Consider the following 25,206-nt stretch of genomic DNA (forward strand, 5'->3'; position numbering starts at 1 on the left):
TGCTCCCTGAATACCACCGCCCCGGGTGGCGTGTCCAACCGGGGCGGCGGCGGATGGTCTCAATAGCTGACGGTGCTCTCGTCGCCCGTGTCGGTGATGATCTTGAGCCCGGCGCTGGTGCCGAGCAGCACGGCGCCCGCGCGCAGCAGCGACAGCGCCTGGTCGTAGGTCTTGATCGAGCCCGAGGCCTTCACCAGCACGCCGTCGCGCGCTCGGTCCACGAGGTAGCGCACGCTCTCGGGGTTCGCGGTCTCGATCTGGCCACTGCTCGCGTTCTTCAGGAACGCGGCACCCGCTTCCTGCGACAGCTCTACGGCGGCCTCGCGCTCCGCCTCCGTGAGCAGCGGCAACTCCAGCATCACCTTGACCGGGATGCCGCTCGCACGCACCACACCCGCGATGTCCTCGCGGAACTCATCGTACATGCCGCTCTTCAGCCAGCCGATCTGCACGCCGATGTCGAGCTGAGTCGCGCCGAGCCGTGCGATCTCCGCGGCCTCGGCGGCCTTGCCCGCGCTGGTCATGACGCCGACGGTGGGGAAGTCGAGGGCTGAGGCGAGCTCGACTCCGGTGCCCGCCAGCTCGGACGCGACGAGCGGCACCCACGAGGCGGGGACCATCGCCGCATTGAAGCCGTGCTCCACCGCCTCGCGCGCGTGCGCAACCATTCGCTCCTTCGTGATGCCCGTCTCGATGAGCGTGTGCTGCACGTAGGGTGCGAGCTCGGCGGGGGCGAGCGTGAGTTCCTCTGCACTGGACAATGTCAGTTCTCTTTTCTGATTTCGGTGGATCCGCTTGGCGGAGTGGTCAGAGCTTGTCTGCGTAGTAATCGGGAACGACGACGCCTTCGCCGCCGAACCACTTCGGCACATCGACGCCGCAGACGAGGCCGATGTTGCCCCAGGGCTCGAACGCGCCCGTGCGCACGATCACTTTCGCCTCCCGGGCGAGTTCGCCGAGCATGTCCGCGTGGCTGCGGGTGCTGAACTCGGCGTCCGTGAAGGTCTGGCGCAGCCACTCGTCGAGCTTCGGGTTGTTCGAGACCACGTCTTCGGCGCGCACGACCCCCTCCACGACGAGCTCCTGCGAGATGAGGTCGAGGACGGTGCGCAGGTCGGGCAGGTTCTCGGCGATCGCGAGGTCGATACGATTGGCATCGCGCGGGATCGGGAACCCCGCGTCGACGACGAGGATCAGATCGGTGTGGCCGAGCGTCGCGAGCGCGGCGCTGAGCTTATCGTTCAGGATTCCTGACTTCTTCATGACTATTCCTCTCGGTCGCCTAAACGACGGATGCGGTAGCGCCGGTAGCCAGCGCCATGATGGATTCTTCGGTCGCTGTGCCGCTGTCGACCACGGCGGCGAGCCTCCCCTCACGCATCACTGCGATACGGTCGGTGATGGTGAGCAGTTCGGGCAGGTCCGACGATGAGCAGAGGATCCCGACTCCCTGAGCAGCGAGAGCGAACAGCAGTTCGTAGATCTCCGCCTTCGCCCCGACGTCGACTCCCCGGGTAGGCTCGTCGAGCATGATGATGCCGGGATCGATGGCGAGCCATCGACCGAGCATCGCCTTCTGCTGGTTGCCGCCCGACAGGGAGGTGATGCCCTGACTCATGGTCGCGGTCTTCACCCTCAGTCGCCCCGCCTGTTCCTCCGCCCGTCGATCGAACTCCCGCCGGCGAAGCAGCCCGAGTCTCGTGAGAGACCGAGCCGTGAGGGCGCCGATGTTATCGGCGACACTCATGGTCGTCAGCAGGCCCTGAGCTCGACGCTCGCCCGGCACGAAGGCGAGTCGCCGCTCGACGCTCGCGATCGGCGAGCGGGAGCCGTAGTCCTCACCGAGCACCCGCACCGAACCGGACACTCCCCGCTGCGCTCCGAAGATGTTCTGCAGCAGTTCGACCCGCCCCGAGTCGGGCAATCCGGCGACGCCGAGGATCTCACCCGGCCGGACGGCGAAGCTCACATCTGCGTGGCCCCGACCGCAGAGCTGATCGACTTCGAGCACTGGGGACTCAGACGTGCGGACGGTGGAGCCCTGCTCGGCCCGTGTCGCGAACTGTCCGAGCTCGCGACCGACCATCGCGGCCACTGCCCGCTCGGGAGTCGTCTCGTTGCGTCGCCATGAGGCGACGTGCCTGCCGTCGCGCAGCACCTCGAGCTGGTCGCACAGTTCGAACACCTCGGGCATGCGATGCGAGACATAGATCATGGTCGTGCCGGCCTCTTTGAGTCGGCGCATCAGCGCGAAGAGCCGGGCGGCCTCCGCCGGTGTGAGCATCGCGGTGGGCTCGTCGAGGATCAGCACGCGGCAGCCGCGCGCGATCGATCGGGCGACCACCACGAGCTGCTGCATCGCGAGATCCAGTTCGCGGACGACCGTACCCGGGTCGATGTCGAGGCCCAACTCGGCCAGTAGTTCGGCGGTGCGTCGCCGCATACCGGCCTTCGAAGGGAACCAGCGGTTGCCCGGCTCGACGCCCGCGAGCACGTTCTCTGCGACCGTGCGGTCCGGCAGCAGTGAGAGCTCCTGAGGCACGATGGCAACGCTATGCCGGGTCAGCACGGTGTTCGGGTCGAAGGAAGCGATCTTCTCCCCGAACACCGTGACGGTACCGCTGCTCGGCGGTTGCAGGCCGGCGAGGATCTTGAGCAGCGTCGACTTGCCGGCCCCGTTCTCGCCCAACAGGGCTGTGATCTGCCCCTCGGGGATGTCGAAGCTCACGCCGTCGAGGGCGCGTACCGGTCCGAACGCGCGGCTGAGTTCCCGCACCCGGACCGCCGGCTCGATGTGTGCCATGTTCGTCTTCCTGTCTCTCCGTCTTCGGCCCCCTGGCCCAGTCACCCCTCGACCGTCGCCTCGCTCAGGTTGTCCTTGGTGATGAACTGCGCCCCGGTGTCGACGCCGGTGATCTCATTTCCCTCGGTGAGGAAATCGACGAGCGTCTTGACTGCCTGATAGCCCTGCTCTTCGGGGTTCTGGCTGATGGTGAACGTGACGACACCCTTTTCGAGGAACTCGGCTGTCTGGGGCAGCAGGTCGAAGCCCACCATGCTGATCTTGCCGGTGTTGCCGGACTGCTCGACCCACTGTGCCGCGGCGGTCGTCGAGCAGCAGTCGAGGCCTGCGATCGCTACGACATCCGGTTGCCCGGCCATGGTCGATTCGACGGTGTTGTAAGCCGCGTTGGGTTCGTTGCCGACGTTCACAGGGCCGACGATCTCGAGGTCCGTGTCTGAAAGGCCCTCCTCGAATCCGCCGAAGCGGTCATGTGACCAGCCGGCTCCCGTATCCAGCGAGAAGACCACGACCTTGCCCGCCGTTTCCTCACCGAGCACAGAGACCAGTTCCTCGGCCTGAGCTTGTCCCGAAGCTTTGAGGTCCTGACCCACGAAACCCATCTGTTTCGAGTCGGGGTTGTCGGTGTTGAACGAGATAATCGGGATACCGGCGTTGTACGCCTGCTCGATCACGGGCTTCAGAGCGTCGCTCGAGGCGGATGAGACGGCGAGGCCGTCAACGGACTTCTGCTGGATCGCGGTCTGCAGCTCGGCGACCTGCTTTGCGGCGTCGCCTCCGGTCGGGCCGATCAGCTGCACGTCGACGCCGAACTCCTTGCCGGCGCGTTCCATGCCCGCGGTAATGGGGGTGGCGAAGGCGAGCGAGGGGTCGTGGTAGCTGAGCTTGATGCGCAGCTCCTCGCCGTCGTCGATCCTCTTCTGGATGTGGTCGGCGAGCTGGAAACCGTCTGGCGAGGCTGCCTCATTACCCGTGGTTATGGCGCCGCAGCCTGTTATGCCGAGTGCGAGTGCCGCCGCCGCGATGCCGGCGAAGGCCGCCTTCCTGACAACTGATACGAGGGACATCGGTGTCTCCTTTGTGCTGGTGTGTCCGTTGATGATGGTGAGGTGCTCGGGGTTCAAGCACGTGTCTTTCGCTTGCGCTGCCAGGTATCGGCAGCGACGGCCGCGATGATCACGAGGCCGGTGACAACCGTCTGCCAGAACGACGAGATGCCGTTGATGTTGAGGATGTTCTGCAGCAGCCCGATGAATGCGACGCCGATCACGGTGCCGAGCATCGTGCCGCTGCCCCCGAAGAGCGCCGCGCCTCCGATGATCACCGCCGAGATCACGGTCAGTTCAAGTCCGGTGCCCGTCACGCCCTGCACGTACGACAGGAACGAGAGACCGAGCACACCCGCTATGGCGGCGGTCAGACCCGAGAGCACGAAGGCGCCCACCTTCACTCGCTTGACGTTGATGCCGACAAGACGTGCTGCCTCCTGGTTGCCGCCGACCGCGTAAGTATTGAACCCGAAGCGCGAGCGTGACAGCAGCACGACGCCGATGGCTGCGATGACTGCAAAGAAGATGAGCTGCATCGGCACGATCCCGAACAGTCGCCCCTGTCCGAGCAGGGTGAACTCGGCGACTCCCGGCTCCGATGCGCTCAGCGAGATGGGCGCCCCGTCCGAGATGAGCAGCGTGACGCCTCGGAACACACTCAGCGTGCCGAGGGTGACGATGAAGGAAGGCACGCCGAGCAGCACGACTGCGAGACCGTTGAGCAGTCCGGCGATCACTCCGACGGCCAGACCAATGAGCACGGCCACCGGCCAGGCGATGCCGGCGGTGATCGCCATTCCGGCGCTGATCGCCGCGAGAGCGTAAATGGAACCCACCGAGAGATCGATCTCGCCGTTGACAATCACGAACGTCGCGCCAATGGCCATGATCCCGATCTGCGCGATCTGCTGACCGACCGAGAGCAGGTTGTCGGCCTGCACGAAGCCGGGCGAGAGCACCGCGCCGAGGACGAACAGCAGCACGAGGGCCGCGAGGACACCCGCCTCTCGCGCATGCACGAAGGCGCGAACGTCGAACTTCTTCTGCGGAAGCGCAGCCGTGGTGGTCATCGGGCTTCTCCGTTCTGAGCGGGGCGGGGCAGGCCGAGCTGCTCCGCGGTGGGAAGGGAGGGAATCACGCCGGAGACCGTCACGGCGTGGGAGCCGGCCGCGGCGGCCAGCTCGGCGGCGGCGTCGATGGAGCGGCCCTCCGCCAGTCCGACGGCCAGGGCTGCGGTGAACGAGTCGCCGGCCCCGGTCGTGTCGACCACGTTGGCTACCGCATGCGCCGCTACCGGGCGCACACCGCCCGCGTCGGCGATGAGGGCTCCGTGGCCGCCGCGCGTGAGGATCGCGCACCCGCCCGAGCGCTGCTGCAGCTCGGTCACGAGGGCCACATCGTCGAGTCCATGATCCGGGCCCAGGCCGAGGAGCACAGGCGCTTCCGTCTGATTCGGGGTGATCACATCTATGTCGCTCCAAACCTCATCCGGCAGGCGCCTGGCGGGAGCAGGGTTGAGCAGCGTGCGGGTGCCGCAGAGCCGACCGATGCGCAACGCGGCGGCGACCGCGGCACGGGGGATCTCCATCGACACCACGAGTACGTCAGCTCCCTCGATCTCGGGACGGAAGGCCTCGACGGCCTCGGCGTCGAGCTCGTCGAGGGCACCGGGTGCGATCGCGATGCGATTCTCGCCGGAGGGGTCGACCTCGATGAAGCCGACCATCGTCGGCCCTTGGGCGGTGACGACGCGTCCGGCTTCCACGCTCTCCCGCGTCCAGAGTTCGCGAGCCGCCGCTCCATGTTCGTCGTCCCCGATCGCCGTCAGGAAACTGACCTGCGCTCCGAGGCGCGCCGCGCCGATCGCCTGGTTGGAGCCTTTGCCGCCGTGCTCGCTGATAAATGAGCCGCCGCTGACGGTCTCGCCTGCTGCAGGAAAACGCGGCACCCGCATTGTGAGACCAACGCCGTAGCTTCCGACTACCGCAATCTTCATTGATTCGCACCGAACTTCTTTGTACGTGGACAACCATGGACAATTACGAATAGTAGAGTGATCCGGGGCGCACGTCAAGAGGCTTCTCCGGCTGCGTACGAAGCTGTTTCGGATCCGCGCGGATCAGCTCCAGGTCTCCTCCCGGCGCGGCTCCGGATCAGCGCAGCCTCGCCGCAGAACGACCGTGAACGGCGGGACCGCCGCGCTCAGCGGATGGGATCAGCACCCACGCAGAGCGTATTTCGAGGGCACATCTGCTTGCAGGAAGCGGGCACCGACACCCTCAAGCGATTACAAATCGCGAGCGCCGGGACGGGGCGCAGGCAGCCCGCACGTCACGCAGCGAAGGGAAGATTCGAGAACCCTGCCTCGCGCTCGCGACCGCTGAAGTAAAGGCACGCACGTGCCAGTCACACGATGCTAGGCGCAACCACCGACATTCAGTGCGGCGAGACACCCTGCCCGCCTACCGCGGCACGACGAGCGCGAAGGGGTATCGGCTCGACCGGGCCACCCGCACCGAGCCCTCGAGCGCATCCACCTCGCCGCCCGCGAAGCGGTCGCCCGTCTCATACTCGGGATCGCTCGACACCACCACTCGGCCGCTCGCATTCACGAGAGTGGCCTCGGGAAGCTCCCCGACGCTGGGCAGCAGCGCACCCTCGAGCGAGGAGACGAGCACGTCGGCGCAGACCACCCCCGAGAACCGGCCGTCGAGCATCACCGGGATCGACGACGTCACCGTGATCTCATTCGAGCAGAGGTAATCGACGAAGGGCCCGGCCACGTGGCGTTCGCCCGTCGCCTGGGGCACCCGATACCACTCGAGGCGCACGAGATCGATGGCCGCCTGACCAGGCCCGAACGTGGACGATGCGAGCAGGCTGCGTTCGGGCCCCTGCCACCAGGCCAGAGGGTTGCCCTCCGAGACGACCGCCTCGCTCGCGCAGTAGCCCGCGCCGTAGAGCGGGCGTCCGGAGTGATCGAGGATCGCGTGCGCGTCCGCCTCGACGAGCGCCGCGAGCTGCGCACCGGTCATCGGGCCGCCCCGCAGGTGCTCGTGCAGCTGCGCGCTCAACCGGGGCAGCCAGGCGTCGAGCGGCGCGAAAACGCCGTCGAAGAACTCGTCGACCGCTTCGATCCCGCTGTCGAGCGCCCGATCCGCTGCCGTGCCCACTCAGTCCCTCCCCTTCGAGGCCGTTATCCGGAGCGGTCGTCCGCCCGTCGTGACTCAAGTGTGGCACGAAACGCTTCTTCGTGCGGACGGGCGAGGAGGTCGGCGCGGAATGCGACCAGCCAGCGCACCGAGCCGCGCACGCTCTCGCGCACGACCTCACGGGTCCTCGAGGAGTCGCCGGCCCTGGTCGCGTCGATCTGGGCGACGAGCGCGTCATGCGTCGTCAGGCGCGCCGAGTCGTCGTGATCCTGCAGCGCGAGCAGCGGCGTGAACTCGGTCTGCACGCGCACGTGCTCGGTCGTGAGCCGCACCGACTGACTGAGCGCGGCGAGCTCGAGCTGCACCTCCGTGATGCGGCGGCGCCAGAGTTGCGGGGGCAGGTCGCGGGCGGCGTCGAGAATGCCCCGCGCCACGTCGAGTTCGTCGGGGGTGGCGCGGAGGCAGGCGTAGTCGGCACAGGCACTCACGATCACCTCGTAGTGCACCCCAAGGTCGGCGAGCGCGACACGGGGCATCGCGGCGAGCGTCCTCGCGTTCACCTCCTCGACCGAGCCATGGCTCGAGCGCACGAAGCTGCCGCCGTGCCGACCGCGTCGAGTCTCAATGAGACCGCGATGACGCAGCGCTCCCAACGCTTCGCGCACGGTCACCACGGCCACACCGAGCAGACCGGAGAGCTCCGTCTCGCTGGGCAGCCGCTCGCCCTCGGTGAAGGCGCCGACCGAGATCGCCTGCACGATGCGCGAGACGACCTGCTCGGTGCGGCCCTCCTCGCCGATCGGGGCGAAGGCCGCCGTCCGGAGGCGACTCGGGGGCGACTGCGTGAGTGAACCGGTCACCGACACCTCCGATCTTCCTGCGGATCCGTGAAGAGTTTCCCACGCCACGAGTGAGGATTCGCTGAGGCGCGGCGATCCCGTAACGTCCTCTCACCCCGCCGCGGGCCTGCCGCTAGGCGGGCCAGGAGGATCGCAACGTGACCGAAACGTGACATTCGTGACTCCTGAGAGCTTTTAAACCTATAAACCCATATGTTATGTTTCAACTATCGGTTCCTGAGAACCCCCAGTTTCGACAACGACGTTGAGGAGCATCCGCACCATGCGCCACACCACATCTCCTGAAGGATCCGCAGGGGCGGCGAACACCGCCGCCCCTGCCACGCCGGAACCCCCTCAGCCCGGTGAGATCGCCGTCTCAGTTCAGGGCGTGCACAAGCAGTTCGGCGACCTCGTCGCGGTCAAGGACCTCAATATCGACATCCGCGCCGGCGAGTTCTTCTCGATGCTCGGCCCGTCGGGATCCGGCAAGACGACGGTGCTGCGCATGATCGCGGGGTTCGAGGAGCCGACCTCGGGCAGGATCCTGCTCCACGGCAACGACGTCACAGCCTCGGCTCCCTTCGACCGCGAGGTCAACACGGTATTCCAGGACTACGCCCTGTTCCCGCACCTCAGCATCGCCGAGAACGTCGCGTACGGCCTGAAGGTGCGCGGCGTCTCCAAGGGCGAGCGAGCACGCCTCGTCGGAGAAGCCCTCGAGCAGGTGCAACTCTCGCACGTGGCCGAGCGTCGCCCCTCGCAGCTCTCGGGAGGCCAGCGCCAACGCATCGCCCTGGCGCGCGCGCTGATCCTCCGCCCCAAGGTGCTGCTGCTCGACGAGCCGCTCGGCGCACTCGACAAGCAGCTTCGCGAGCAGATGCAGTTCGAGCTCAAGCAGATCCAGCGCGACGTGGGGATCACCTTCGTCTTCGTCACCCACGACCAGGAGGAGGCGCTCACCCTCTCCGACCGGGTCGCCGTGTTCAACGACGGCAAGATCGAGCAGGTCGGCAGCCCCCGCGAGGTCTACGAGTTTCCGCAGACCGAGTTCGTGGCCCGGTTCCTCGGCATCACCAATCTGCTCGCCGGCAACACCGCCCTCGCGATCCTGGGCGACTCGTCGCCCCACAGCGTGCGCCCCGAGCGGGTGCAGCTCGCCGATCCGACCGCCCCCGCCGCGGCCGGCACGGTCTCGCTGCCGGGTCGAGTGCTCGAGACCGTCTACGCGGGCGCCCACACCCGCTATCTCGTCGAAACGGAGAGCGGCATGCGCTTCATCGCGGAGAAGCAGAACAACCAGACCCCGCGCACCGACCCGAGCGTGCGGCGCGGCGACAGCGTCAGCCTCCGCTTCGAGCGCGATCACGCCGTGGCGGTTCCCGGCGAACCCGCTCGGGTCTGATCCGCCCCATCCACCACCAAGAACCCGCACTACAAAGGAGTAATGATGAACAAGAAACTGCTCATCCCCGCGGCCCTCGCAGCCGCGGTCGGCCTCGCGCTCTCGGGCTGCGCCAGCGACGGCGGCACGGGAGGCGGAGGCGAAGAGGCCGGCGGCCTGCAGATCGACGTGCCCGACGTCCCCATGATGGAGGAGCTCGGCGACACCGAGAACGAGGTGAACATCCTCGCCTGGTCCGGCTTCGTCGAGCCGGCATGGGCGGATCAGTTCACTGCCGAGACCGGCTGCACGGTCAACCGCAAGATCTTCGCGACCAGCGACGAGGCCGTGCAGCTCATGCGCACCGGGGAGTACGACCTCGTCTCCGCATCGGGCGATGCGAGCCTTCGCCTCATCGTCGACGGCAACGTGCAGCCCCTCAACACCGAGCTGATCCCGAACTTCGGCGACGACATCGTCGAGGGCATGAAGGGCCAGCTCTACGACACGCTAAACGGCAACGTCTACGGCATCCCGATCGGGCGGGGCGCGAACATCCTCGAGTACAACAGCGAGATCGTGACCGAGGAACCCACGAGCTGGGATGTGGTGTGGGAGGAGGACAGCCCCTACGCCGGCAAGATCGCCGCCTACGACAGCCCCATCTACATCGCCGACGCCGCCATCTACCTCATGGAGACGCAGCCGGATCTCGGGATCGAGAACCCCTACGCGCTCGACGAGGAGCAGCTCGCGGCCGCCGTCGACCTGCTCAAGCAGCAGAACAAGATGGTCTCGGAGTACTGGTCGCCCGCGACGAACGTCACCTCGTTCACCGGCGGCAACTCCGTCATCGGCACCTCGTGGGAGGTGCTGCGCAAGGCGACGCAGGACGAGAAGTTCAAGAGCGTGCTGCCCCAGGAGGGCTCGACCGGTTGGTCGGACGCCTGGATGCTCGCCGCCGACGCCAAGCACCCCAACTGCGCTTACGCCTGGATGGACTACACGAGCTCGCCCGAGGTGAACGGCCAGATCGCGATGAACTTCGGCATGGCCCCCGCGAACGCGGCGTTCTGCGAGACGAGCGACGAGGCCAAGGAGCACTGCGACTACTACAACGCCACCGACGAGGAGTACTACAAGAAGGTGTGGTTCTGGACCACCCCCATCGATCAGTGCCTCGACGGTCGCACCGATGTGCAGTGCACCAACTACCAGGACTGGACCAGCGCCTGGGCGACGGTGAAGGGCTGAGCAGGCCCTGACCCCCGGGGCGGATCCTGGCGCAGCGCCGGGATCCGCCCCGATCCACCCGCATCCCACCACCCGCAGCCCCACGTGAGCGAGGACCCCCGATGACCTCCCAGAATGTTCTCGAGCGCCGCCCGAAGCCGCTCTCGACCGCGCTCTACCGGCACCCGAGAGCCCGCCTGGCCTCCCTGCTGACCCTGCCGATGACCTGGCTCGTCGGCGTCTACATCCTCTCGCTCGCGCTGCTGCTGATCACGGCGTTCTGGACGACAGATCCCTTCACCTCCCGGGTCAAGCCGGGCTTCACGCTCGAGAACTTCCAGCAGATCGTGAGCGTCGCCGCTTTCCGCGACACCGCGCTGCGCACACTCGGCATCGCCCTCGCCGTGACCGCGATCTGCGCGGTGTTCTCGGTGCCGCTCGCCGTGTTCATGGCGAAGATCGCGGGGCCGAAGCTGCGCGCCGTGCTCGCCGTGCTCGTGACGCTGCCCCTCTGGGCCGGCTACCTCGTGAAGATCATCGCGATGCGTCTCGTCTGGACCGACAACGGCTTCTTCAACTGGTCGCTCTCGCCGCTCGGCGTCGAGGGGCCGGGCCTCGGCCAGCTGACCGTGATCCTCACCCTCGTCTATCTGTGGTTCCCGTACATGGCGATCCCGGTTTACGCGGCCGTATCGCAGATCCCCGCCAACCTCTTCGACGCCTCGTCGGACCTCGGTGCCAGCGGCTTCCGCACGATCCGCACCGTCGTCGCCCCGCTGCTGCTGCCCTCCCTCATCGCGGGCTCGATCTTCACCTTCTCACTGAGCCTCGGTGACTACATCGCAGCCATGTACGTCGGCGGGTCCACGCAGATGATCGGCAGCATCATCGCGCAGAACATCAACCTCAACCCGCCGCTGGCCGCAGCCTTCTCGGTCGTGCCGATCGTGCTGGTGGTCATCTACCTCGCCGCCGTGCGCCGCACGGGCGCGCTCAACAACCTGTAGGCCGAAGGAGACCGACATGCTTCGCCTGAACCGGGCCACCAAGATCGCGCTGGCCGTCATCACGCTCATCGTCATGGGCTTCATGTACATCCCGCTGTTCGTGATCGTCATGAACTCGTTCAACTCGGGCAGGGTCGCCGGCTGGCCCATCCCCGGTTTCTCGCTCGAGTGGTGGGGGAAGGCGCTCGGCAACCCGGCCGTGCACGCCGCGCTGCTCAACTCGGTGATCGTCGCCGGCGTCGCCACGGCATTCGCGCTCGTGCTCGGCACCCTCGCCGCCTTCGCACTGCAGCGCTTCAAGTTCTTCGGCCAGAACACCGTCAATCTGCTCATCGTGCTGCCGATCACCCTGCCCGGCATCGTCACCGGTGTGGCGCTGTCAAACACCTTCCACCAGGTGCTCAAGCCGATGGGGATCAACGTCGGCTACTGGGGCATGATCATCGCGCACGCCACGTTCTGCGTGGTGATGGTCTTCAACAACGTCATCGCGCGGCTGCGCCGCATGAACCCCAATCTCGAAGAAGCCTCGATGGATCTCGGAGCCGGGATCGGCCAGACGTTCCGGCTCGTCACCTTCCCGCAGTTCCGCAGCGCGTTCATCGCCGGCGGCCTGCTCGCCTTCGCGCTCTCGTTCGACGAGATCGTGGTGACCATCTTCACAGCGCCGCCCGGAGTCGAGACTCTGCCGCTGTGGATCATGAACCAGATGGCGCGACCGAACGAGGTGAACCAGGTCAACGTGGTCGCCACCGTGATGATCCTGCTGTCGCTCATCCCCGTCTACTTCTCGCAGAAGGCCGCCGCGGCGGGCGACGTGAAGTAGGCGAGAGCGGGCGGGATCCGCTCGCCGCAGTCCTCGGGGAGGCATACCCCGATACCCGAATACCGACCCCGGCCCCGACCAGAAGAGAACAGGAGGCGCACCCCGGCCACGTGATCGTCGCCTGGGACACCGGGGACCGTGCGCGCGAGCTGCTGGCACTGCCCGAGCAGGAGCGGTTCGATGCAGCGCTCGCCGGCGTGCGCAAGATCGTGGGCGACGAGGGCATCGACTACGTGAACGCCTCCAACTACGACTGGCGCGAGGATGAGTTCGCGTACGGCGCCTACGCGACCGGTCCGCGCAACGAGGAGGTTCTGTACCGGCCGATCAACGATACGGTCTTCTGGTGCGGAGCGATCAAGAGCAGTGTCGGCGCCGCGCACTCGAGCGGCCTCGCAGCCGCCGAGCAGATCCTGAAGTCCCTCTGACCGGGAGATGCGAAGACTGCACCGGGGATACCCGGTGCGTGTGCCGGAGCCGCGGGTGAGCCCGCCGCTCCGGCACGACCCTGCGGTGTATGCGCACTGCAGGGTCAGGATCCGCGGTTCAGCTTCGGGGCCGGGGCCGCGGACCCTGCGCCCCCTGCGCCTGCCGAGGGGCGGGACGGCGGGGCGGGGCGATCCCGGTTCCTCAACAGGAGATCGGGATCGCCCATCCCCCGATCACAGGACCTTCGAGAGGAAGTCCTGCGTGCGCTCCTCGCGAGGGTGGTCGAAGAGATCGGCCGGCGCGCCGCTCTCGACGACCTTGCCGTCGGCCATGAACACGACGCGATCGGCGACCTCGCGGGCGAAGCCCATCTCATGGGTCACGAGCACCATCGTCATACCGGAGGCGGCGAGATCCCGGATCACCTGCAGTACCTCGCCCACCATCTCAGGATCGAGAGCGCTCGTCGCCTCGTCGAAGAGCATGATCTCCGGGCTCATGGCGAGCGCGCGAGCGATCGCGACGCGCTGCTTCTGACCGCCCGAGAGCGAGGCCGGGCGGGCGTCGGCCTTATCGCCGAGGCCGACGCGCTCGAGCAGTTCGCGCGCGCGGGCGCGGGCCTCGGCCTTGCTCTGCTTCCGCAGCTCCGTCGGCGCCAGCATCACGTTCTCGAGCGCCGTCATGTGCGGGAACAGGTTGAAGTGCTGGAACACCATGCCGACCCGCTGGCGCACGGTGTCGAGATCCTTCCCCTTCGCCGTCGCGATGTTCTCGCCGACGATCAGCACCTCGCCGCTCGTGACCTCCTCGAGGCGATTGAGGCAGCGCAGCAGCGTCGACTTGCCCGATCCCGAGGGGCCGATCACGGCGACGACCTCGCCGTTCGCGATGGAGAGATCGATGCCGGTCAGCACGTTGTTCTTGCCGAACGACTTATGGAGGTCCCGCACCTCGATCGGGTTGTCGACCGTGGCGACCGGACGCGTGTACGTGGGTTCGTTGTTCGTCATGATCATCCCTACTTATTGAACTTCCGGTCGAACCAGTTGGACAGCACCGTGAGCAGCCAGATCACGATGAAGTACATGGCGCCGACCACGATCCAGATCTCGAAGGAGCGGAAGGTCGAGGCGATCACGATGCGGCCCTGGTAGGTGAGCTCCGCGAAGCCGAGCACCGAGAGCAGCGACGTGTCCTTCAGCGTGATGATGAACTGGTTGATGAGGTTGGGCGTCATGATCTTGAACGCCTGCGGCATCACGACGCGGCGCATCGAAGCGCCCCATCCCATGCCGAGCGAGCGCGCGGCCTCCATCTGGCCCGGATCGACCGACTGCACGCCGCCTCGCACGACCTCGGTGATGTAGGCGCCGGCGTTGAGCGAGAGCGTGATCACGCCGGCGGTGAGCGCGTCGAGCGGTTGACCGGTCACGGCCGGAACACCGAAGTAGAAGAAGAACGCCTGCACCAGCACCGGTGTGCCTCGGAAGATGTTGACGTAGGCGGAGGCGAGCTGTCTGAGCACGACGTTTCTCGAGAGCTTGAGAATGCCGAAGACGATGCCGAGGATCATCGCGAAGAAGATCGCGAGCGCCGTCGCGAGCAGCGTGAGCAGCAGGCCGTGCAGCAGTGTGGGCATCGAGGCGCCGATCAGGCTCCAGAAGGAGCTGCCGCCGCCCTCCGCCTCGTCGATCGCGAGGTAGCGGTCGATGATCATCTGGTAGACGCCCGTGTCCTTCGCGTTCTGCAGGCCGTCGTTGAACATCTGCAGCAGCTCGGCGTTCTGGCCCTTGAGCACCGCGAAGCCGTAGTCGGCGCCCGGCTCGGGATCGGTGACGATCTTCAGCGGCACGTTGCCCGATGCGATGCCGAACTGCAGCACGGGGGCGTCCTCGAACGTCGCGGCCGAGTTGCCGGTCGCGACGTCGTTGTACATGTCGGCCGAATCCTGGAAGGCATTGACCTCGAAGCCCACCTTCTCGCTGAGCTCCTGCGCGAAGTCGTAGCCGACGGTGCCGGTCTTCACCGCGACCGTCTGGCCCTCGAGATCCTCGTACGAGGTGATGTCGCTGTTCTCGGCTACCGCCATCTGCACACCCGACTCGTAGTAGGAGTCGGAGAAGTCGAATACCTGCTTGCGCTCATCGGTGATGCTCATGCCGGCGATCACGCCGTCGGCCTGGCCCGCCTGCACGGCCTGCAGCGCCGCGTCGAAGCCGAGCGTCTTCACCTCGACCTCGAAACCCTGGTTCGCGGCGATCGCCTGCAGCAGATCCATGTCGATGCCGACGTTCTTGCCGTCGAGCTGGTAGATGAATGGCGCGAAGGTCGTGTCGGTCGCGATGACGAACTCGCCGTTGGTCTTCGGGGTATCGGTCGCGAAACCCGGGTGCTTCGGCAGATCACCCGGCTCGCCGGGGTCGATCTTCTCGTTGCCGAGCGCGGCCTTGCCGCCGCCGATCGTCGCCGCATCGGGCGCGTCCTCGCCGAGGTAGTCGTCGAGGATCGCCTGGTACGTTCCGTCGTCGATGAGGTTCTTCAGGCCCTCGTTGAACGCCTCCCGCAGTTCGGCGTTCTCGCCCTTCTTCACCCCCATGCCATAGCTGGAGGCCTTCTCCTGCTCGGTGACCGTTTTGAGGGGAACGTTGCCCGTGGCGATTCCGTAGGCGAGGATCGGGTAGTCGTCGAAGACGGCGGCCGAGTTGCCGGCGGTCACGTCGCCGTACGCGTCCGCGGCGTCCTGGAAGCCCGTGACGGTGAAGCCGTGCTCCTCGCCGAGCGCCTCGGCGAACGCGAACCCCTCGGTGCCGGTCTTCGCCGACACCGTCTGACCCTCGAGGTCCTCGTAGCCCTTGATCGAGTCGTCGTTCTGGGCGACGGCCATCTGGATTCCGGAGTCGAAGTACGGGTTGGAGAAGTCGAAGGTCTCCTTCCGCTCGTCGGTGATGGACATGCCCGCCATGACGGCATCGGCCTGACCCGATTGCACCGCCGCGAGCGCCCCGTCGAAGCCGAGCACGTCGATCTCGACGTCGAAGCCCTGATCCTCGGCGATGGCGTTGATGAGGTCGATATCGATGCCTCTGAGCTCGCCGTCGCGCTGGAACTCGAAGGGCGCCCAGGTGGTGTCGGTCGCGATGGTGAAGGTCTTGCCCTTCACATCGCTCTTCGTCTGCATGAGCGCGTTGGCGGCGCCCACCGCGCCCCCGACCGTGAACAGCAGGATGAACAGCGCGGTGATGCTCGCCAGGGTGAACGCCCGGTGCTCGCGCCACCAGGCCGCGATTTGTGTGGTGAGAGTCATTGAGTCCTCTTGTCGTCGTTGACTTCTTGCTTCAGCTGCGTGTTGCAGCGACATCTCCAACCTACGCGATGCGACGGGAGGGCCTCGAGGGGGCTCGGGAACGCGAAAACCCCCATCGCGGAGCAATGGGGGTTTTGGCGGAGGATGGGGGATTTGAACCCCCGAGGGCGTTAACCCAACACGCGTTCCAGGCGTGCGCCATAGGCCGCTAGGCGAATCCTCCTCGCTGGCCTCGAAAGGCCAACGTCCCCAGTCTAGCGGGTTCATCCCGTGCATCGAAAACCGGGCCTGAAACGCGAAACTGAAAACATTCTCAGACATGCACTTGAAAGTAACGGATTGGTAACGCATACTAGATGAGGCGCTCGGGCCAATGCCGGGCGCTTTTTGTTGGACAACCCAGGAGTATCGCGTGAGAGTATCCGCCAAGGCATTCGTAGTCGGCCTGGTCTCATCCGTCACGTTCGCCTTCGGCGCCGCCCCGGCTGTCGCGAGTGCTCCTGTCGAAGACTTCTCGGTCGCTGCGGTGCAGCCGGCCACTCAGCTCTCGCAGACGCTCGACACCACGGGCGAGGACGCCATCGCCGGCGCATCGATCGACGCGGTTCTCGCCATCGACGAGGTCGCGACCGTCCCCCACAACTTCGACGTGGCCGCCACGATCGAGCTTGCCGAGAGCGAGGTCGGCACGAGCCGCCCCACCGGTTGGAGCGCGCCCGGCGAGTGCATCATGTCGGCGCAGCGCTGGATCCGCGCGGGCGGCGGCAACTGGGGCGGGGGCGGTAACCCCGTCTCGAACTACGACAACGCGACCCGTATGACACTGGCCACAGCTGCTCCCGGCGACCTCATCCAGTACGAGTACATCGACTCCCCCACCTCGTGGGTCACTGGCGTGCACACGGTGCTCATCACCGAGGTGCACGACGACGGCACCTTCACCATCATCGAGTCGAACAACCCCGGCGGATCGGGCCTTGTCGGCAAGAACGAGCACTGGACGCCCTCGCCCCCGGCCGGCTTCGAAGCCGCTGTCTGGCGCTTCTAGGCTTCTTCCCGCGGAAGGCGGGGTTCGGGATCGCGATCCCGAACCCCGCCTTCCGCGTTCCCGGCCCGCCCGTGCCCCGTCGCGCCCTGCCGTCCCGACGCCCGCCCGTGCTCCGTTGCGCCCTGCCGTCCCGCATTCCTGCCCACCCGGTGCCCGCCCACCCGATGCGCACCGTCCCGACGCCCGCCGGTGCCCGCTCCGACGGCACCCATATCCGGATGAACCCCGCCGAGATACGACTTTCGCAGCTCCATTCGCGACTCAGCATGCGAGATCCGTATCTCGAGGGGGCCCTTGGAGGGCCATCATGCGCCCAGCGGTTCGGGATCGGGATCGCGATCGCGGACCCGGCATCGCGAACTCGGGGTCGCGGACCCGGTATCGCGGACTCGGCTTCCCGGACCCGGCATCGCGCCGAAAGTCTCGTCGAACAACCGCGCGAGCCCACCGCGAGCTACCGAGATACGGATCTTGCATGCCGCGCCCACGGTTGCCCTGCGATTTCCGCCTTTCGAGGCCATTCAACTCGCGAAGTATCGGCGGCCCTACTTCGCTCACAGGCAGCAGAAATCGCACAGTCTCCCTCGGAGCCCGCGAAAGCCTGTGAGCAAGCCCTCTAGGCAGCGGCCCGCGCGCGAGCATGAAGCATGACTTCCCATCTAGAGCTTCCCCGCCTCGCCCTACCCGACCGGCCGTTCCTCGTCAGGGATGCGATGGAGCAGGGCTGGGGCCGTGGCGCCCTCGCGCACCCGCGCTGGCATCGCCCGTTCAGCGGGGTGCGCAGCTGTGCCCCGCCAGCCGACACCCTCTACGGACGCGCTCTCGAGTACGTGCCCCGGCTGCGCCCAGGTGATCGGTTCAGCCACGCTACCGCTCTCGCACTGCTCGGGTGCCCGATCTGGGTGCCACGTGGAGCGCCGGTCGACGTATCCTCGCCTCCTCGATCGGCGCGGGTCGAGTGCATCGGCGCAGCGGGGCACCGGCACACCATCGACGCTCCGGAATACCCCTGCTCGGTGCCCGAGGGAGAGGACTGGATTCCCGTCGCCGCACCGTTGCAGGCGGTGTTGCAAGCAGCGACGACACTCCCGTTCCGCGAGCTCGTGGTCGCCCTCGACCACCTGCTGCGGAAGGACCCCCACCGTTACGATCCGCACCTGCTCGTGCTCCCCGAGGAACTACGGGAGTTCGCGGAGACCGCATCCGGGAGAGGGGTGATCCGCTTCCGCGCTGCCGCAGCCCTCGCGCGCGTGGGAGCCGAATCGCGCATGGAGACGCTGATGAGGCTGGCGGGAGCCCGCGCCGGAATGCCGGAACTGGAGCTGCAGGCCGAGATCCACGACCAGTGCGGAGTGTGGATCGGACGCTTCGACGCCGTCGACCGCAAGAGCCGCAGTCTCTTCGAGTACGACGGTGACCAGCACCTGTTCTCGCGTGAGCAGCGGAAGCGTGACGCGCGCAAGCACCAGGGGGCTCGCGACGCCGGCTGGCGGATCCGGGTCCTGTATCACGAAGATCTGACCCAGGATCTGCTCGCGGCTGGGCAGAGCATGCTCCGGTTCAGCGGGCGCACTGCACGTCGTGTTCCCGCAGGGCTCGCGCGGTTGCTCGACGAGACTTTCGGGCGCGATGCCGAGTCAGCGATCCGGATCCGCCCGCAGCCGAAGCTCGGCTGACCCCGCGGGGCAGCAACGACCCCGTCGAGATACGGATCTCGCATGCGGGATCGCGACTCGAGCTGCGAGATCCGTATCTCGACGGGGACCGAGGGACCAGCAGGGAGGGAAGGAGGGAAGGAGGAAAGGAAAGGGCAGGGCAGGGCAGGGCAGGGCAGGGCAGGGCAGGGCAGGGCAGGATCCCCCACACCGACTACAGCAGCTCGCGGTGGCGATCCCGCAGTTCCTCGACCGCGCGCTCCAGCGCCGGGTCATCGCCGCGCGCCAGACCGGCGTACTGCAGCACGACGCCGTCCTCGGTGAGCACCGCCTTGACCCACATGCGCCTGCGCGCCACGAACAGCGACCACAGCAGGCCCCCGAGCGCGAGCAGCGCGAACACGAGCACCCACGTCTGCGCGGGGTTCTGCATCACGTCGAACGACGCGTACCGCGGCACAGAGTCGAGCGAGATGGTACCGAGCCCGTTCGGCAGGTCTTTGGTCTCGCCTGGCCTGAGCTCCAGCGAGTCGCGGTCGACGGCGCGACCGGTCAGCTGCTCCATGCCTTCGGTGTCGAGCACGTACACGGACTGCGGCACCCCGCTGTCGATGCCGAGGTCACCGGTGAACACGTCGAGCGTGAGCACCGGGTTCTCGAGGTCGGGGTAGTTCGAGGTGTAGGCCCCGGTGTCGAGCTCAGTCTGCGTGGGGTAGAAGAATCCGCGCAGCCCGAGCTGCGTCTGCTCGCCCGACTCGTCGACGATGCCGTGCGGCACCTTCACCACGCCGAGCGACGTCATATTGAGGTTGTCCTGCGGAATGAACGGCATCGCCTCGCTGTAGACCACCGTGCCCTCCGCGTTGCGGATCGTGATCTCCGGGGCGTAACCGTTGGCGATCAGGTAGATGGGCGAGCCGTGCACTCGCAGCGGGTGATTGACGCGTACCTTGTCCTCGGTCTGCGTGCCGTCGGCATCGGTGAGCGTGACATTCGCGACGTAGTCCTTCACGAGGCCGATCGCATCGATGTTGCCGTCGTCGGGGGTGTTGTAGGTGACATCGAGCGAGTCGAGCCGCAGGCTGAACGGCTCCAGGCTCGAACTGTCGAATGCGCGACCCGAGGTGGCGGTGTCGTAGTCGATCAGCTGGTTGATGAGGGTCTCGCCCTCGATGATCACCTTCTGCCCGTTGAAGGTGTACACGCCGCCGATACCGACGCTGATCAGCACTCCGAGCAGGGATGCGTGGAAGAGCAGATTACCGGTCTCGCGCAGATACCCGCGCTCGGCCGACACCGACACCTCTTCCACGCCGCGACGCGAGGCGCGCTGCACCTGCACCCGGTACCGCAGCTTCTTCAGCACCCCCGCGGCCTCGGCGACGGCGCGCTCGGCGAAGGCCACGCGATCCTCCTCGCTCGCCTCGGGATTCGAGACCCGCACCTCGGTGTAACCGGCCATGCGCTGCAGGCGAGCTGGGGTCTTCGGGGGCTGCCCGCGCCATGCCCGCCAGTGGTGCACGAGGCGGGGCAGCACGCAGCCGATCAACGAGATGAACAGCAGCAGGTAGATGGCCGAGAACCACACCGACCCGTACACGTCGAATGCCTGGATCGGGAAGGCGTCGAGGATCGGGAAGAGCTTCGGATGATCCTGCTCGTACTGCACCACGCCGTTGGGGTCGGCGCTGCGCTGGGGCACGAGGGAGCCGGGGATCGCCGCGACGGCGAGCAGCAGAAGCAGGATCAGGGCGACCCGCATGCTCGTGAGCTGCCGCCAGAACCAGCGCATCCAGCCGACGAACCCGATTTCGGGTGATTCCGCCCGGAGCGACCCACCCGCGCCCGTGCCGTCGTCGTAATCAGAGGGGCGTGACATATCCGCCGATCACCGCCTGCAGTGCAAACATCATCCGACTCCAGAGTCCGGTCACCAGCAGGAGACCGATGAGGATCAGCAGCGCGCCGCCGATCAGATTCACGGCCCGTATATGCCGTTTGAAGAATGTCATGGTCTGCGTCATCCACCCGAACCCGAAGGCCGCGAGGATGAACGGCAGGCCGAGGCCGAGACAGTAGGCGACGGCGAGGATCGCGGCGCGTGCGATCGAGCCCTGCTGCGCGGCGAGCAGGCCGATGGTGCCCAGGGTCGGCCCCATGCAGGGCGCCCAGCCCACCGCGAACACGATTCCCAGCAGCGGCGCGCCCACCAGGCCGACCCGCGGCTTGAGCTTCATGCGGCTCGTGCGCTGCAGGCGGGAGAACGCGCCCATGAAGACCAGACCCATCAGGATCACCACCACGCCCGCGACGCGCGTGATGATCTCCTCCCACTCCCAGATCCACATGCCCACAGCGCCGAGCAGCACGAAGAGAGCCAGGAACACCGCGGTGAAGCCGAGCACGAACAGCAAAGCGCCGATCACCATGCGTCGGCGCTCCGAGCGGCGGGCGCGCGCGGGGTCGGCGCCGGCGGCGCTGCCCGTGCCCGTGCCCGCGACTCCCGAGACGTAGGCGAGGTAGCCGGGGATCAACGGCAGCACGCAGGGCGACAGGAACGACAGCAGTCCGGCGGCGACGGCGATCAGCGAGGCGACGAGCAGCTGCCCGTCAGCGACGATGTCCTGCAGACCCACCGGCGCTACTCGGCCGGGGTCTCGTCGGCGGCGGGGGACTCGGCGGGGCTGGATCCGGATCCGGCTCCGGATCCGTCCCCCGCGCTCTCGGCGTCTTCGGCGCCCTCGGCCAGGGTCTCCGTGATGAGGGTGCGCAGCTGGGATTCCCCGGCGAGCTGCCCGAGCACGCGGTGGGCGACGCGCCCCTCGGTGTCGAGCACGAGCGTGGTGGGCACCGCGTTGAGCGGCACCTGGCCGGCGAAGGCGCGCTGCACCTCGCGTCCGCCAGGGCTGTCCATGATCGACGGGTACTCGATGCCGAACTGCTCCGAGAACTGTCGCGCCTGCTCCACCTGGTCGCGCGTGTTCACACCGACGAAGTGCACACCCTGCGGAGCGAACTCCTCGTAGGCGGCGACGAGATCGGGAGCCTCGGCCCGGCACGGCGCGCAGCCCGCGTACCAGAAATTGACCACCGTGACACCGCCGATAGTGTCGTCGGATCCGAACGTCTCGCCGGTCTCGGTCTCCCCGGAGTACTCGACGGGCTCGGTGCGCTCGGAGGGGACGATGCTCACCGACGATCCGTCGCCCGCGACATAGCCCTTCTCGCTCGACTCGCTCCACTGCTTCGAGAGGTTCTCGCCGCCCCCGCCGCAGCCGGCCAGCAGCAGCGCGCCCGCGAGCGGCAGGGCGAGCGCCGCCAGGCGGGTGCGGGCACGGCCGTGCGCCTGACCGCTCGCGCGATTGGCGCGGTCCTCATCCCTCATACGGTCCGCGCGGCTCATACGGCCCCCACGTCGACCGCGTCCTCGGTGAGGCCGGCGGCCGGGGTTCGGTAGTCGACCTCGAACCAGCGCTCTCCGCGCTTCTCAAAAGTCGTGATGCTCGAGAGGTCGCAGCGGCGCTTCGCGGGGTTGTGCGCGAGCGGCTTGCCGACGATGTCGAGGTGCGCGATCCAGATGGGGGCCTGGTGCGAGACCATCACGATGTCGCCGCCGCGGGTGTTCTCCCAGGCTTCGTCCATCGCGTCGCGCATGCGCGATGCGATCTGCCGGTAGGGCTCGCCCCAGCTGGGGCGCAGCGGGTTCACGAAGCGATGCCAGTAGCGCGGGTTCTTGAACGCCGACCCGCCACCCGACTTCACCATGCCCTCGAAGGCATTGGTGGGTTCGATGATGCGCTCGTCCGTGGCGATCTCGAGGCTCAGCGCGCTTGCGATGGGGCGCGCCGACTGCTGGGCCCGTTCGAGCGGCGAGGCGATCAACTTGGCCACCAGGCGGTCGCTGCCGGCCAGTTCGAGCGCGGCGGCCTCCGCCATGCGGTGCCCGAGCTCGGACAGGCGGAAGCCCGGAATGCGTCCGTACAGCACTCGATCCGGGTTGTGCACCTCGCCGTGGCGCACCAGATGCAGCAGTTTGTCGCTCACGGCTCCATTCTACGGTCGCGATGTCTGGGAGTTCCCGTGCGGCGGGGCGCCTCACGGGCCGAGGGTCAAGGCGCGGCCGGGGCCGGCGCGGTCGGGGCCGGCGCGGTCGGAGCCGTCGCGACCGGGCGCACGCCCGCGAAGCGGGATCCGGCGAACACGAGCGGACGCTCCGGGCGGTGCAGCGCACCGAAGCCGAGCACGTCGGCGATGACGATGCGGTGATCGCCTCCGTCGAACTCCTCCCGGATCTCGCACTCGAACCAGGCGGCGCCCTCGATGAGTACGGGGTGCCCGTGCTGCGGGGACGGTGCCGTCGGCACCCCCTCGAGTTTGCCCGGAGCCCCGGGCTTGGCGATCCTTCTCGCGAGCGGGCCCTGCGTCTCGGAGAGCACGGTCGCCGCGAAGCTGCCGCTCTCCGCGATGCGGGGCCAGCTGGTCGAGGCCTTCCCCACCGAGAGCAGCACGCGAGGCGGGTCGATCGAGAGCGATACGAACGACTGGATGACGAGCGCCGCGGGCCGGCCCTGCGCCGAGCGGAGCGCAGCTGTGATCGCCACGACGCCCGAGGGGAACCGCCCCAGCACCGAACGGGCGGCCGTCGGATCTACCACGCTCTCCGTGGCGAGACTGGGCAGCGGCAGGATGTAGGTGTAGAGATCGAGCAGCTTTTCGCCGCCGATCCACAGCCCGTCGCGCTCGGGGGCGCGCACGAAACCGAGGGCTTCGTAGAGGGCGTGAGCGCCGCGCATGTTCGGAGCGGTCTTGAGAGCCACCGCGGTGAATCCGGACCGCTCGGCCTCCTCGGCGACCAGGCGCATGAGTGCGGCCGCGACCCCTCGGCGGCGAGCGCGCGGCGAGACTCCGAGCAGCCGCAGATCGAGTTCGTGCTCGGCGAAGTCCTCGTGGAGCGGCGGTCCGCCCGCGGCGCGGAAGGTCACGCTGCCGATCAGTTCGCCGTCGGCGTCGACCGCCACCCACACCTCGTGGGTGCGATCCCGCACGGCCGAGCTGCGCATGGGGTCGCCGCTCTCGTCGCTCTCGCCGTAGTCGTGGGCGTACGCCTCGGCGATGAGCCGGTCGACGGCCTCGTACTCATCGCTGCGAACTCGTCTGAGGGTGAAAGAGGCGGGCGTCGGATCGGCATGCCCGTTCGCCGCCGACCGCTCTACCGGCACGGTCGGCGCGGTCGGCACTGTCGCCTGCACCGGCCCCGCCTGCGCAGAGCCCGCCTGCACCGGTCGCGCCTGCACCGCTGTTTCGAGGCTCATGCGCGAATCGCCTCCCGCTGCTCGCGCGAGAGCGTCTCGGCTTCGCCGTCGGCGGCCCCGCTCCGATCCGGACTGCTCGGCGCATGACGGTCATCCGCGGACTGAGCGCCAGCGCCCTCGGCAGCGCGCTCCCCCGCCGGGCGCCAGCCGAGGGCGGGGCCGATGCGGGTGGCGAGCTGGTGCAGGATCTGCTTCCAGTCGTCGAGCTCGAACTCGAAGGGCAGCTCGAACAGGTAGTCGTCGGCCGCCTGGAAGGCGATGTCGCCGCGGATGTAATCGACGATCTCGTCGAGCGAGCCGAGCACGTCGAGCGCGATGATCGTGTTCTTGCCGTGCACCTTGCGAGTGCGGGGCGTGCGCGCCTCGGCGTAGGCGTGATACTTCGCCTGCTGCTCCGCGGTGGCGCCGTCGGTGGGCACGATCACGCGGGCGACCGTGGCGCGGGCGCGCTCCCCGGCGGGGTGGGCCGCGCGGAAGGCGTCGATCTGCGCACGCTGCGCCGCGGAGAAGTCGGTGACGCCGTTCTCAGCCGAGCTGATGTTGCTGACGAGCCAGTTGACGCCGGCGCTGCCGGCCCACTCGGCCGAGCGCAGGGATCCGCCTCCGTACCAGAGGCGCTCGGAGAGGCCGGGGCTGTGCGGTTCGACCCGTTCCGAGTCGAAGTCGCCGCCGATGCCGTTGTACTCGGGCACGTCGCGCACGCGCTCGCCGGCGAGCAGGCTGCGCAGGCGCTCGATGCGGCCGTAACCGTAATCCTCCTCGCGCCAGCCCGCGTCGTGCACGAGGTCGTTGACCGCGTCGTCGGGGTATCCGGGAGCGTGCACGCTGAGGCCGGGCAGCAGGCGGCCGCCCGAGAGCACGTCGGCGGTGCCGAGATCCTCGGCGAGCTTGAACGGGTTCTCGTGCCCGACGGGGATCACGGCCGTGCCGAGCCCGATGCGCTCGGTGCGCTGCGCGACCGCCGAGAAGAAGGCGGCCGGCGAAGAGAGTCCGTATTGCAGGTGCCTCGTGCGCACCCATCCGCTGTCGAGGCCGAGCTGCTCGGCGTACTCGAAGAGCTCGATGCCCTCTTCGAGGCCGCGGCGGGGGTCGTCGCGGTCGAAGGGCACGAGGTGGATGAACCCGAGATGCCGCAGCGGGCGGGGCGTGCTGGTCATGGTGCTCC

23 protein-coding genes and 1 tRNA gene are annotated in these 25,206 nt (G+C 67.7%); 7 read left to right on the forward strand and 17 right to left on the reverse strand.

What is annotated here, in order from left to right:
* Window positions 1-59 precede the first annotated feature (59 nt).
* The 8 genes from deoC to AC0KXF_RS05625 form a co-directional block, all read right to left on the reverse strand.
* Window positions 60-761: a deoxyribose-phosphate aldolase gene (gene deoC / locus AC0KXF_RS05590; protein ID WP_473108240.1), complete on the reverse strand. Its 702-nt coding sequence runs from the start codon at window positions 759-761 to the stop codon at window positions 60-62.
* Between the two features lie 46 nt (window positions 762-807).
* Window positions 808-1,263, reverse strand: a complete 456-nt coding sequence (rbsD, locus tag AC0KXF_RS05595; RefSeq protein WP_473108241.1) for a D-ribose pyranase — start codon at window positions 1,261-1,263, stop codon at window positions 808-810.
* A 19-nt stretch (window positions 1,264-1,282) separates the two neighbouring features.
* On the reverse strand, window positions 1,283-2,803 hold the full coding sequence (locus AC0KXF_RS05600; protein ID WP_473108242.1) for a sugar ABC transporter ATP-binding protein: 1,521 nt from the start codon (window positions 2,801-2,803) through the stop codon (window positions 1,283-1,285).
* A gap of 41 nt (window positions 2,804-2,844) precedes the next feature.
* Window positions 2,845-3,870, reverse strand: a complete 1,026-nt coding sequence (locus AC0KXF_RS05605) for a sugar ABC transporter substrate-binding protein (protein WP_473108243.1) — start codon at window positions 3,868-3,870, stop codon at window positions 2,845-2,847.
* A 53-nt stretch (window positions 3,871-3,923) separates the two neighbouring features.
* Window positions 3,924-4,922, reverse strand: coding sequence for an ABC transporter permease (locus tag AC0KXF_RS05610; protein ID WP_473108244.1), 999 nt, complete (start codon window positions 4,920-4,922; stop codon window positions 3,924-3,926).
* Window positions 4,919-5,848: a ribokinase gene (locus AC0KXF_RS05615; RefSeq protein ID WP_473108245.1), complete on the reverse strand. Its 930-nt coding sequence runs from the start codon at window positions 5,846-5,848 to the stop codon at window positions 4,919-4,921. The genes AC0KXF_RS05610 and AC0KXF_RS05615 overlap by 4 nt, the downstream gene beginning before the upstream one ends.
* A 466-nt stretch (window positions 5,849-6,314) precedes the next feature.
* Complete coding sequence (locus AC0KXF_RS05620) at window positions 6,315-7,025, reverse strand: cache domain-containing protein (protein WP_473108246.1); 711 nt, start codon at window positions 7,023-7,025, stop codon at window positions 6,315-6,317.
* Between the two features lie 23 nt (window positions 7,026-7,048).
* Window positions 7,049-7,864 carry a FadR/GntR family transcriptional regulator gene (locus AC0KXF_RS05625; RefSeq protein WP_473108247.1) on the reverse strand — a complete coding sequence of 272 codons (816 nt, stop codon included), beginning with the start codon at window positions 7,862-7,864 and terminating at the stop codon, window positions 7,049-7,051.
* Between the two features lie 262 nt (window positions 7,865-8,126).
* Here AC0KXF_RS05625 and AC0KXF_RS05630 point away from each other — a divergent pair, with 262 nt between their 5' ends.
* The 5 genes from AC0KXF_RS05630 (at window position 8,127) to AC0KXF_RS05650 (ending at window position 12,721) form a co-directional block, all read left to right on the forward strand.
* Window positions 8,127-9,248, forward strand: a complete 1,122-nt coding sequence (locus tag AC0KXF_RS05630; RefSeq protein ID WP_473108248.1) for an ABC transporter ATP-binding protein — start codon at window positions 8,127-8,129, stop codon at window positions 9,246-9,248.
* 45 nt (window positions 9,249-9,293) lie between these two features.
* Entirely contained in the window at window positions 9,294-10,481 is a 1,188-nt protein-coding gene (locus AC0KXF_RS05635; RefSeq protein WP_473108249.1) for an extracellular solute-binding protein, read from the forward strand.
* A 101-nt stretch (window positions 10,482-10,582) separates the two neighbouring features.
* Window positions 10,583-11,467 (forward strand): ABC transporter permease, encoded by an 885-nt coding sequence (locus AC0KXF_RS05640; protein ID WP_473108250.1) that lies wholly within the window; start codon window positions 10,583-10,585, stop codon window positions 11,465-11,467.
* 16 nt (window positions 11,468-11,483) lie between these two features.
* Window positions 11,484-12,293, forward strand: coding sequence for an ABC transporter permease (locus AC0KXF_RS05645; RefSeq protein ID WP_473108251.1), 810 nt, complete (start codon window positions 11,484-11,486; stop codon window positions 12,291-12,293).
* A gap of 59 nt (window positions 12,294-12,352) precedes the next feature.
* Entirely contained in the window at window positions 12,353-12,721 is a 369-nt protein-coding gene (locus AC0KXF_RS05650) for an FAD-dependent oxidoreductase (RefSeq protein WP_473108414.1), read from the forward strand.
* Between the two features lie 234 nt (window positions 12,722-12,955).
* On the opposite strand, the gene AC0KXF_RS05655 is transcribed toward AC0KXF_RS05650, so the two are convergent.
* The 3 genes from AC0KXF_RS05655 to AC0KXF_RS05665 all read right to left on the reverse strand — a co-directional run bounded on the left by AC0KXF_RS05655 (window position 12,956) and on the right by AC0KXF_RS05665 (window position 16,249).
* Entirely contained in the window at window positions 12,956-13,738 is a 783-nt protein-coding gene (locus AC0KXF_RS05655) for an amino acid ABC transporter ATP-binding protein (RefSeq protein ID WP_473108252.1), read from the reverse strand.
* Between the two features lie 2 nt (window positions 13,739-13,740).
* Window positions 13,741-16,026, reverse strand: a complete 2,286-nt coding sequence (locus AC0KXF_RS05660) for an ABC transporter substrate-binding protein/permease (RefSeq protein WP_473108253.1) — start codon at window positions 16,024-16,026, stop codon at window positions 13,741-13,743.
* Between the two features lie 135 nt (window positions 16,027-16,161).
* Window positions 16,162-16,249, reverse strand: a tRNA-Ser gene (locus tag AC0KXF_RS05665).
* A 189-nt stretch (window positions 16,250-16,438) separates the two neighbouring features.
* On the opposite strand from AC0KXF_RS05665, the gene AC0KXF_RS05670 reads away from it, so the two are divergent.
* Entirely contained in the window at window positions 16,439-17,074 is a 636-nt protein-coding gene (locus AC0KXF_RS05670; protein ID WP_473108254.1) for a CHAP domain-containing protein, read from the forward strand.
* A gap of 647 nt (window positions 17,075-17,721) precedes the next feature.
* A complete protein-coding gene (locus AC0KXF_RS05675; RefSeq protein WP_473108255.1) occupies window positions 17,722-18,750 on the forward strand; it encodes a hypothetical protein in 1,029 nt (342 codons plus the stop codon).
* Between the two features lie 193 nt (window positions 18,751-18,943).
* Here the strand turns inward: AC0KXF_RS05675 and resB are convergent, their stop codons facing one another.
* The 6 genes from resB to AC0KXF_RS05705 all read right to left on the reverse strand — a co-directional run bounded on the left by resB (window position 18,944) and on the right by AC0KXF_RS05705 (window position 25,198).
* Window positions 18,944-20,608 (reverse strand): cytochrome c biogenesis protein ResB, encoded by a 1,665-nt coding sequence (gene resB, locus AC0KXF_RS05680; protein WP_473108256.1) that lies wholly within the window; start codon window positions 20,606-20,608, stop codon window positions 18,944-18,946.
* On the reverse strand, window positions 20,592-21,365 hold the full coding sequence (locus tag AC0KXF_RS05685; RefSeq protein ID WP_223042448.1) for a cytochrome c biogenesis CcdA family protein: 774 nt from the start codon (window positions 21,363-21,365) through the stop codon (window positions 20,592-20,594). Before AC0KXF_RS05685 ends, resB begins: the two co-directional genes overlap by 17 nt.
* A gap of 5 nt (window positions 21,366-21,370) precedes the next feature.
* Window positions 21,371-22,114, reverse strand: coding sequence for a TlpA family protein disulfide reductase (locus AC0KXF_RS05690; protein WP_473108257.1), 744 nt, complete (start codon window positions 22,112-22,114; stop codon window positions 21,371-21,373).
* Between the two features lie 14 nt (window positions 22,115-22,128).
* Window positions 22,129-22,773 carry a histidine phosphatase family protein gene (locus tag AC0KXF_RS05695; protein ID WP_223042450.1) on the reverse strand — a complete coding sequence of 215 codons (645 nt, stop codon included), beginning with the start codon at window positions 22,771-22,773 and terminating at the stop codon, window positions 22,129-22,131.
* Between the two features lie 65 nt (window positions 22,774-22,838).
* Window positions 22,839-24,041, reverse strand: coding sequence for a GNAT family N-acetyltransferase (locus tag AC0KXF_RS05700; RefSeq protein WP_473108258.1), 1,203 nt, complete (start codon window positions 24,039-24,041; stop codon window positions 22,839-22,841).
* A complete protein-coding gene (locus tag AC0KXF_RS05705) occupies window positions 24,038-25,198 on the reverse strand; it encodes an LLM class flavin-dependent oxidoreductase (RefSeq protein WP_473108259.1) in 1,161 nt (386 codons plus the stop codon). The genes AC0KXF_RS05700 and AC0KXF_RS05705 overlap by 4 nt, the downstream gene beginning before the upstream one ends.
* Between the last annotated feature and the right edge of the window lie 8 nt (window positions 25,199-25,206).

This window comes from Leucobacter holotrichiae, assembly GCF_055791005.1.

Excerpts from the sequence above, each read along its gene's own strand:
- rbsD (WP_473108241.1), bottom strand. The coding sequence starts at position 1,263 with ATGAAGAAGTCAGGAATCCTGAACGATAAGCTCAGCGCCGCGCTCGCG.
- AC0KXF_RS05600 (WP_473108242.1), bottom strand. The coding sequence starts at position 2,803 with ATGGCACACATCGAGCCGGCGGTCCGGGTGCGGGAACTCAGCCGCGCG.
- AC0KXF_RS05605 (WP_473108243.1), bottom strand. The coding sequence starts at position 3,870 with ATGTCCCTCGTATCAGTTGTCAGGAAGGCGGCCTTCGCCGGCATCGCG.
- AC0KXF_RS05610 (WP_473108244.1), bottom strand. The coding sequence starts at position 4,922 with ATGACCACCACGGCTGCGCTTCCGCAGAAGAAGTTCGACGTTCGCGCC.
- AC0KXF_RS05615 (WP_473108245.1), bottom strand. The coding sequence starts at position 5,848 with ATGAAGATTGCGGTAGTCGGAAGCTACGGCGTTGGTCTCACAATGCGG.
- AC0KXF_RS05630 (WP_473108248.1), top strand. The coding sequence starts at position 8,127 with ATGCGCCACACCACATCTCCTGAAGGATCCGCAGGGGCGGCGAACACC.
- AC0KXF_RS05635 (WP_473108249.1), top strand. The coding sequence starts at position 9,294 with ATGAACAAGAAACTGCTCATCCCCGCGGCCCTCGCAGCCGCGGTCGGC.
- AC0KXF_RS05640 (WP_473108250.1), top strand. The coding sequence starts at position 10,583 with ATGACCTCCCAGAATGTTCTCGAGCGCCGCCCGAAGCCGCTCTCGACC.
- AC0KXF_RS05645 (WP_473108251.1), top strand. The coding sequence starts at position 11,484 with ATGCTTCGCCTGAACCGGGCCACCAAGATCGCGCTGGCCGTCATCACG.
- AC0KXF_RS05655 (WP_473108252.1), bottom strand. The coding sequence starts at position 13,738 with ATGATCATGACGAACAACGAACCCACGTACACGCGTCCGGTCGCCACG.
- AC0KXF_RS05660 (WP_473108253.1), bottom strand. The coding sequence starts at position 16,026 with ATGACTCTCACCACACAAATCGCGGCCTGGTGGCGCGAGCACCGGGCG.
- AC0KXF_RS05675 (WP_473108255.1), top strand. The coding sequence starts at position 17,722 with ATGACTTCCCATCTAGAGCTTCCCCGCCTCGCCCTACCCGACCGGCCG.
- resB (WP_473108256.1), bottom strand. The coding sequence starts at position 20,608 with ATGTCACGCCCCTCTGATTACGACGACGGCACGGGCGCGGGTGGGTCG.
- AC0KXF_RS05690 (WP_473108257.1), bottom strand. The coding sequence starts at position 22,114 with ATGAGGGATGAGGACCGCGCCAATCGCGCGAGCGGTCAGGCGCACGGC.
- AC0KXF_RS05700 (WP_473108258.1), bottom strand. The coding sequence starts at position 24,041 with ATGAGCCTCGAAACAGCGGTGCAGGCGCGACCGGTGCAGGCGGGCTCT.
- AC0KXF_RS05705 (WP_473108259.1), bottom strand. The coding sequence starts at position 25,198 with ATGACCAGCACGCCCCGCCCGCTGCGGCATCTCGGGTTCATCCACCTC.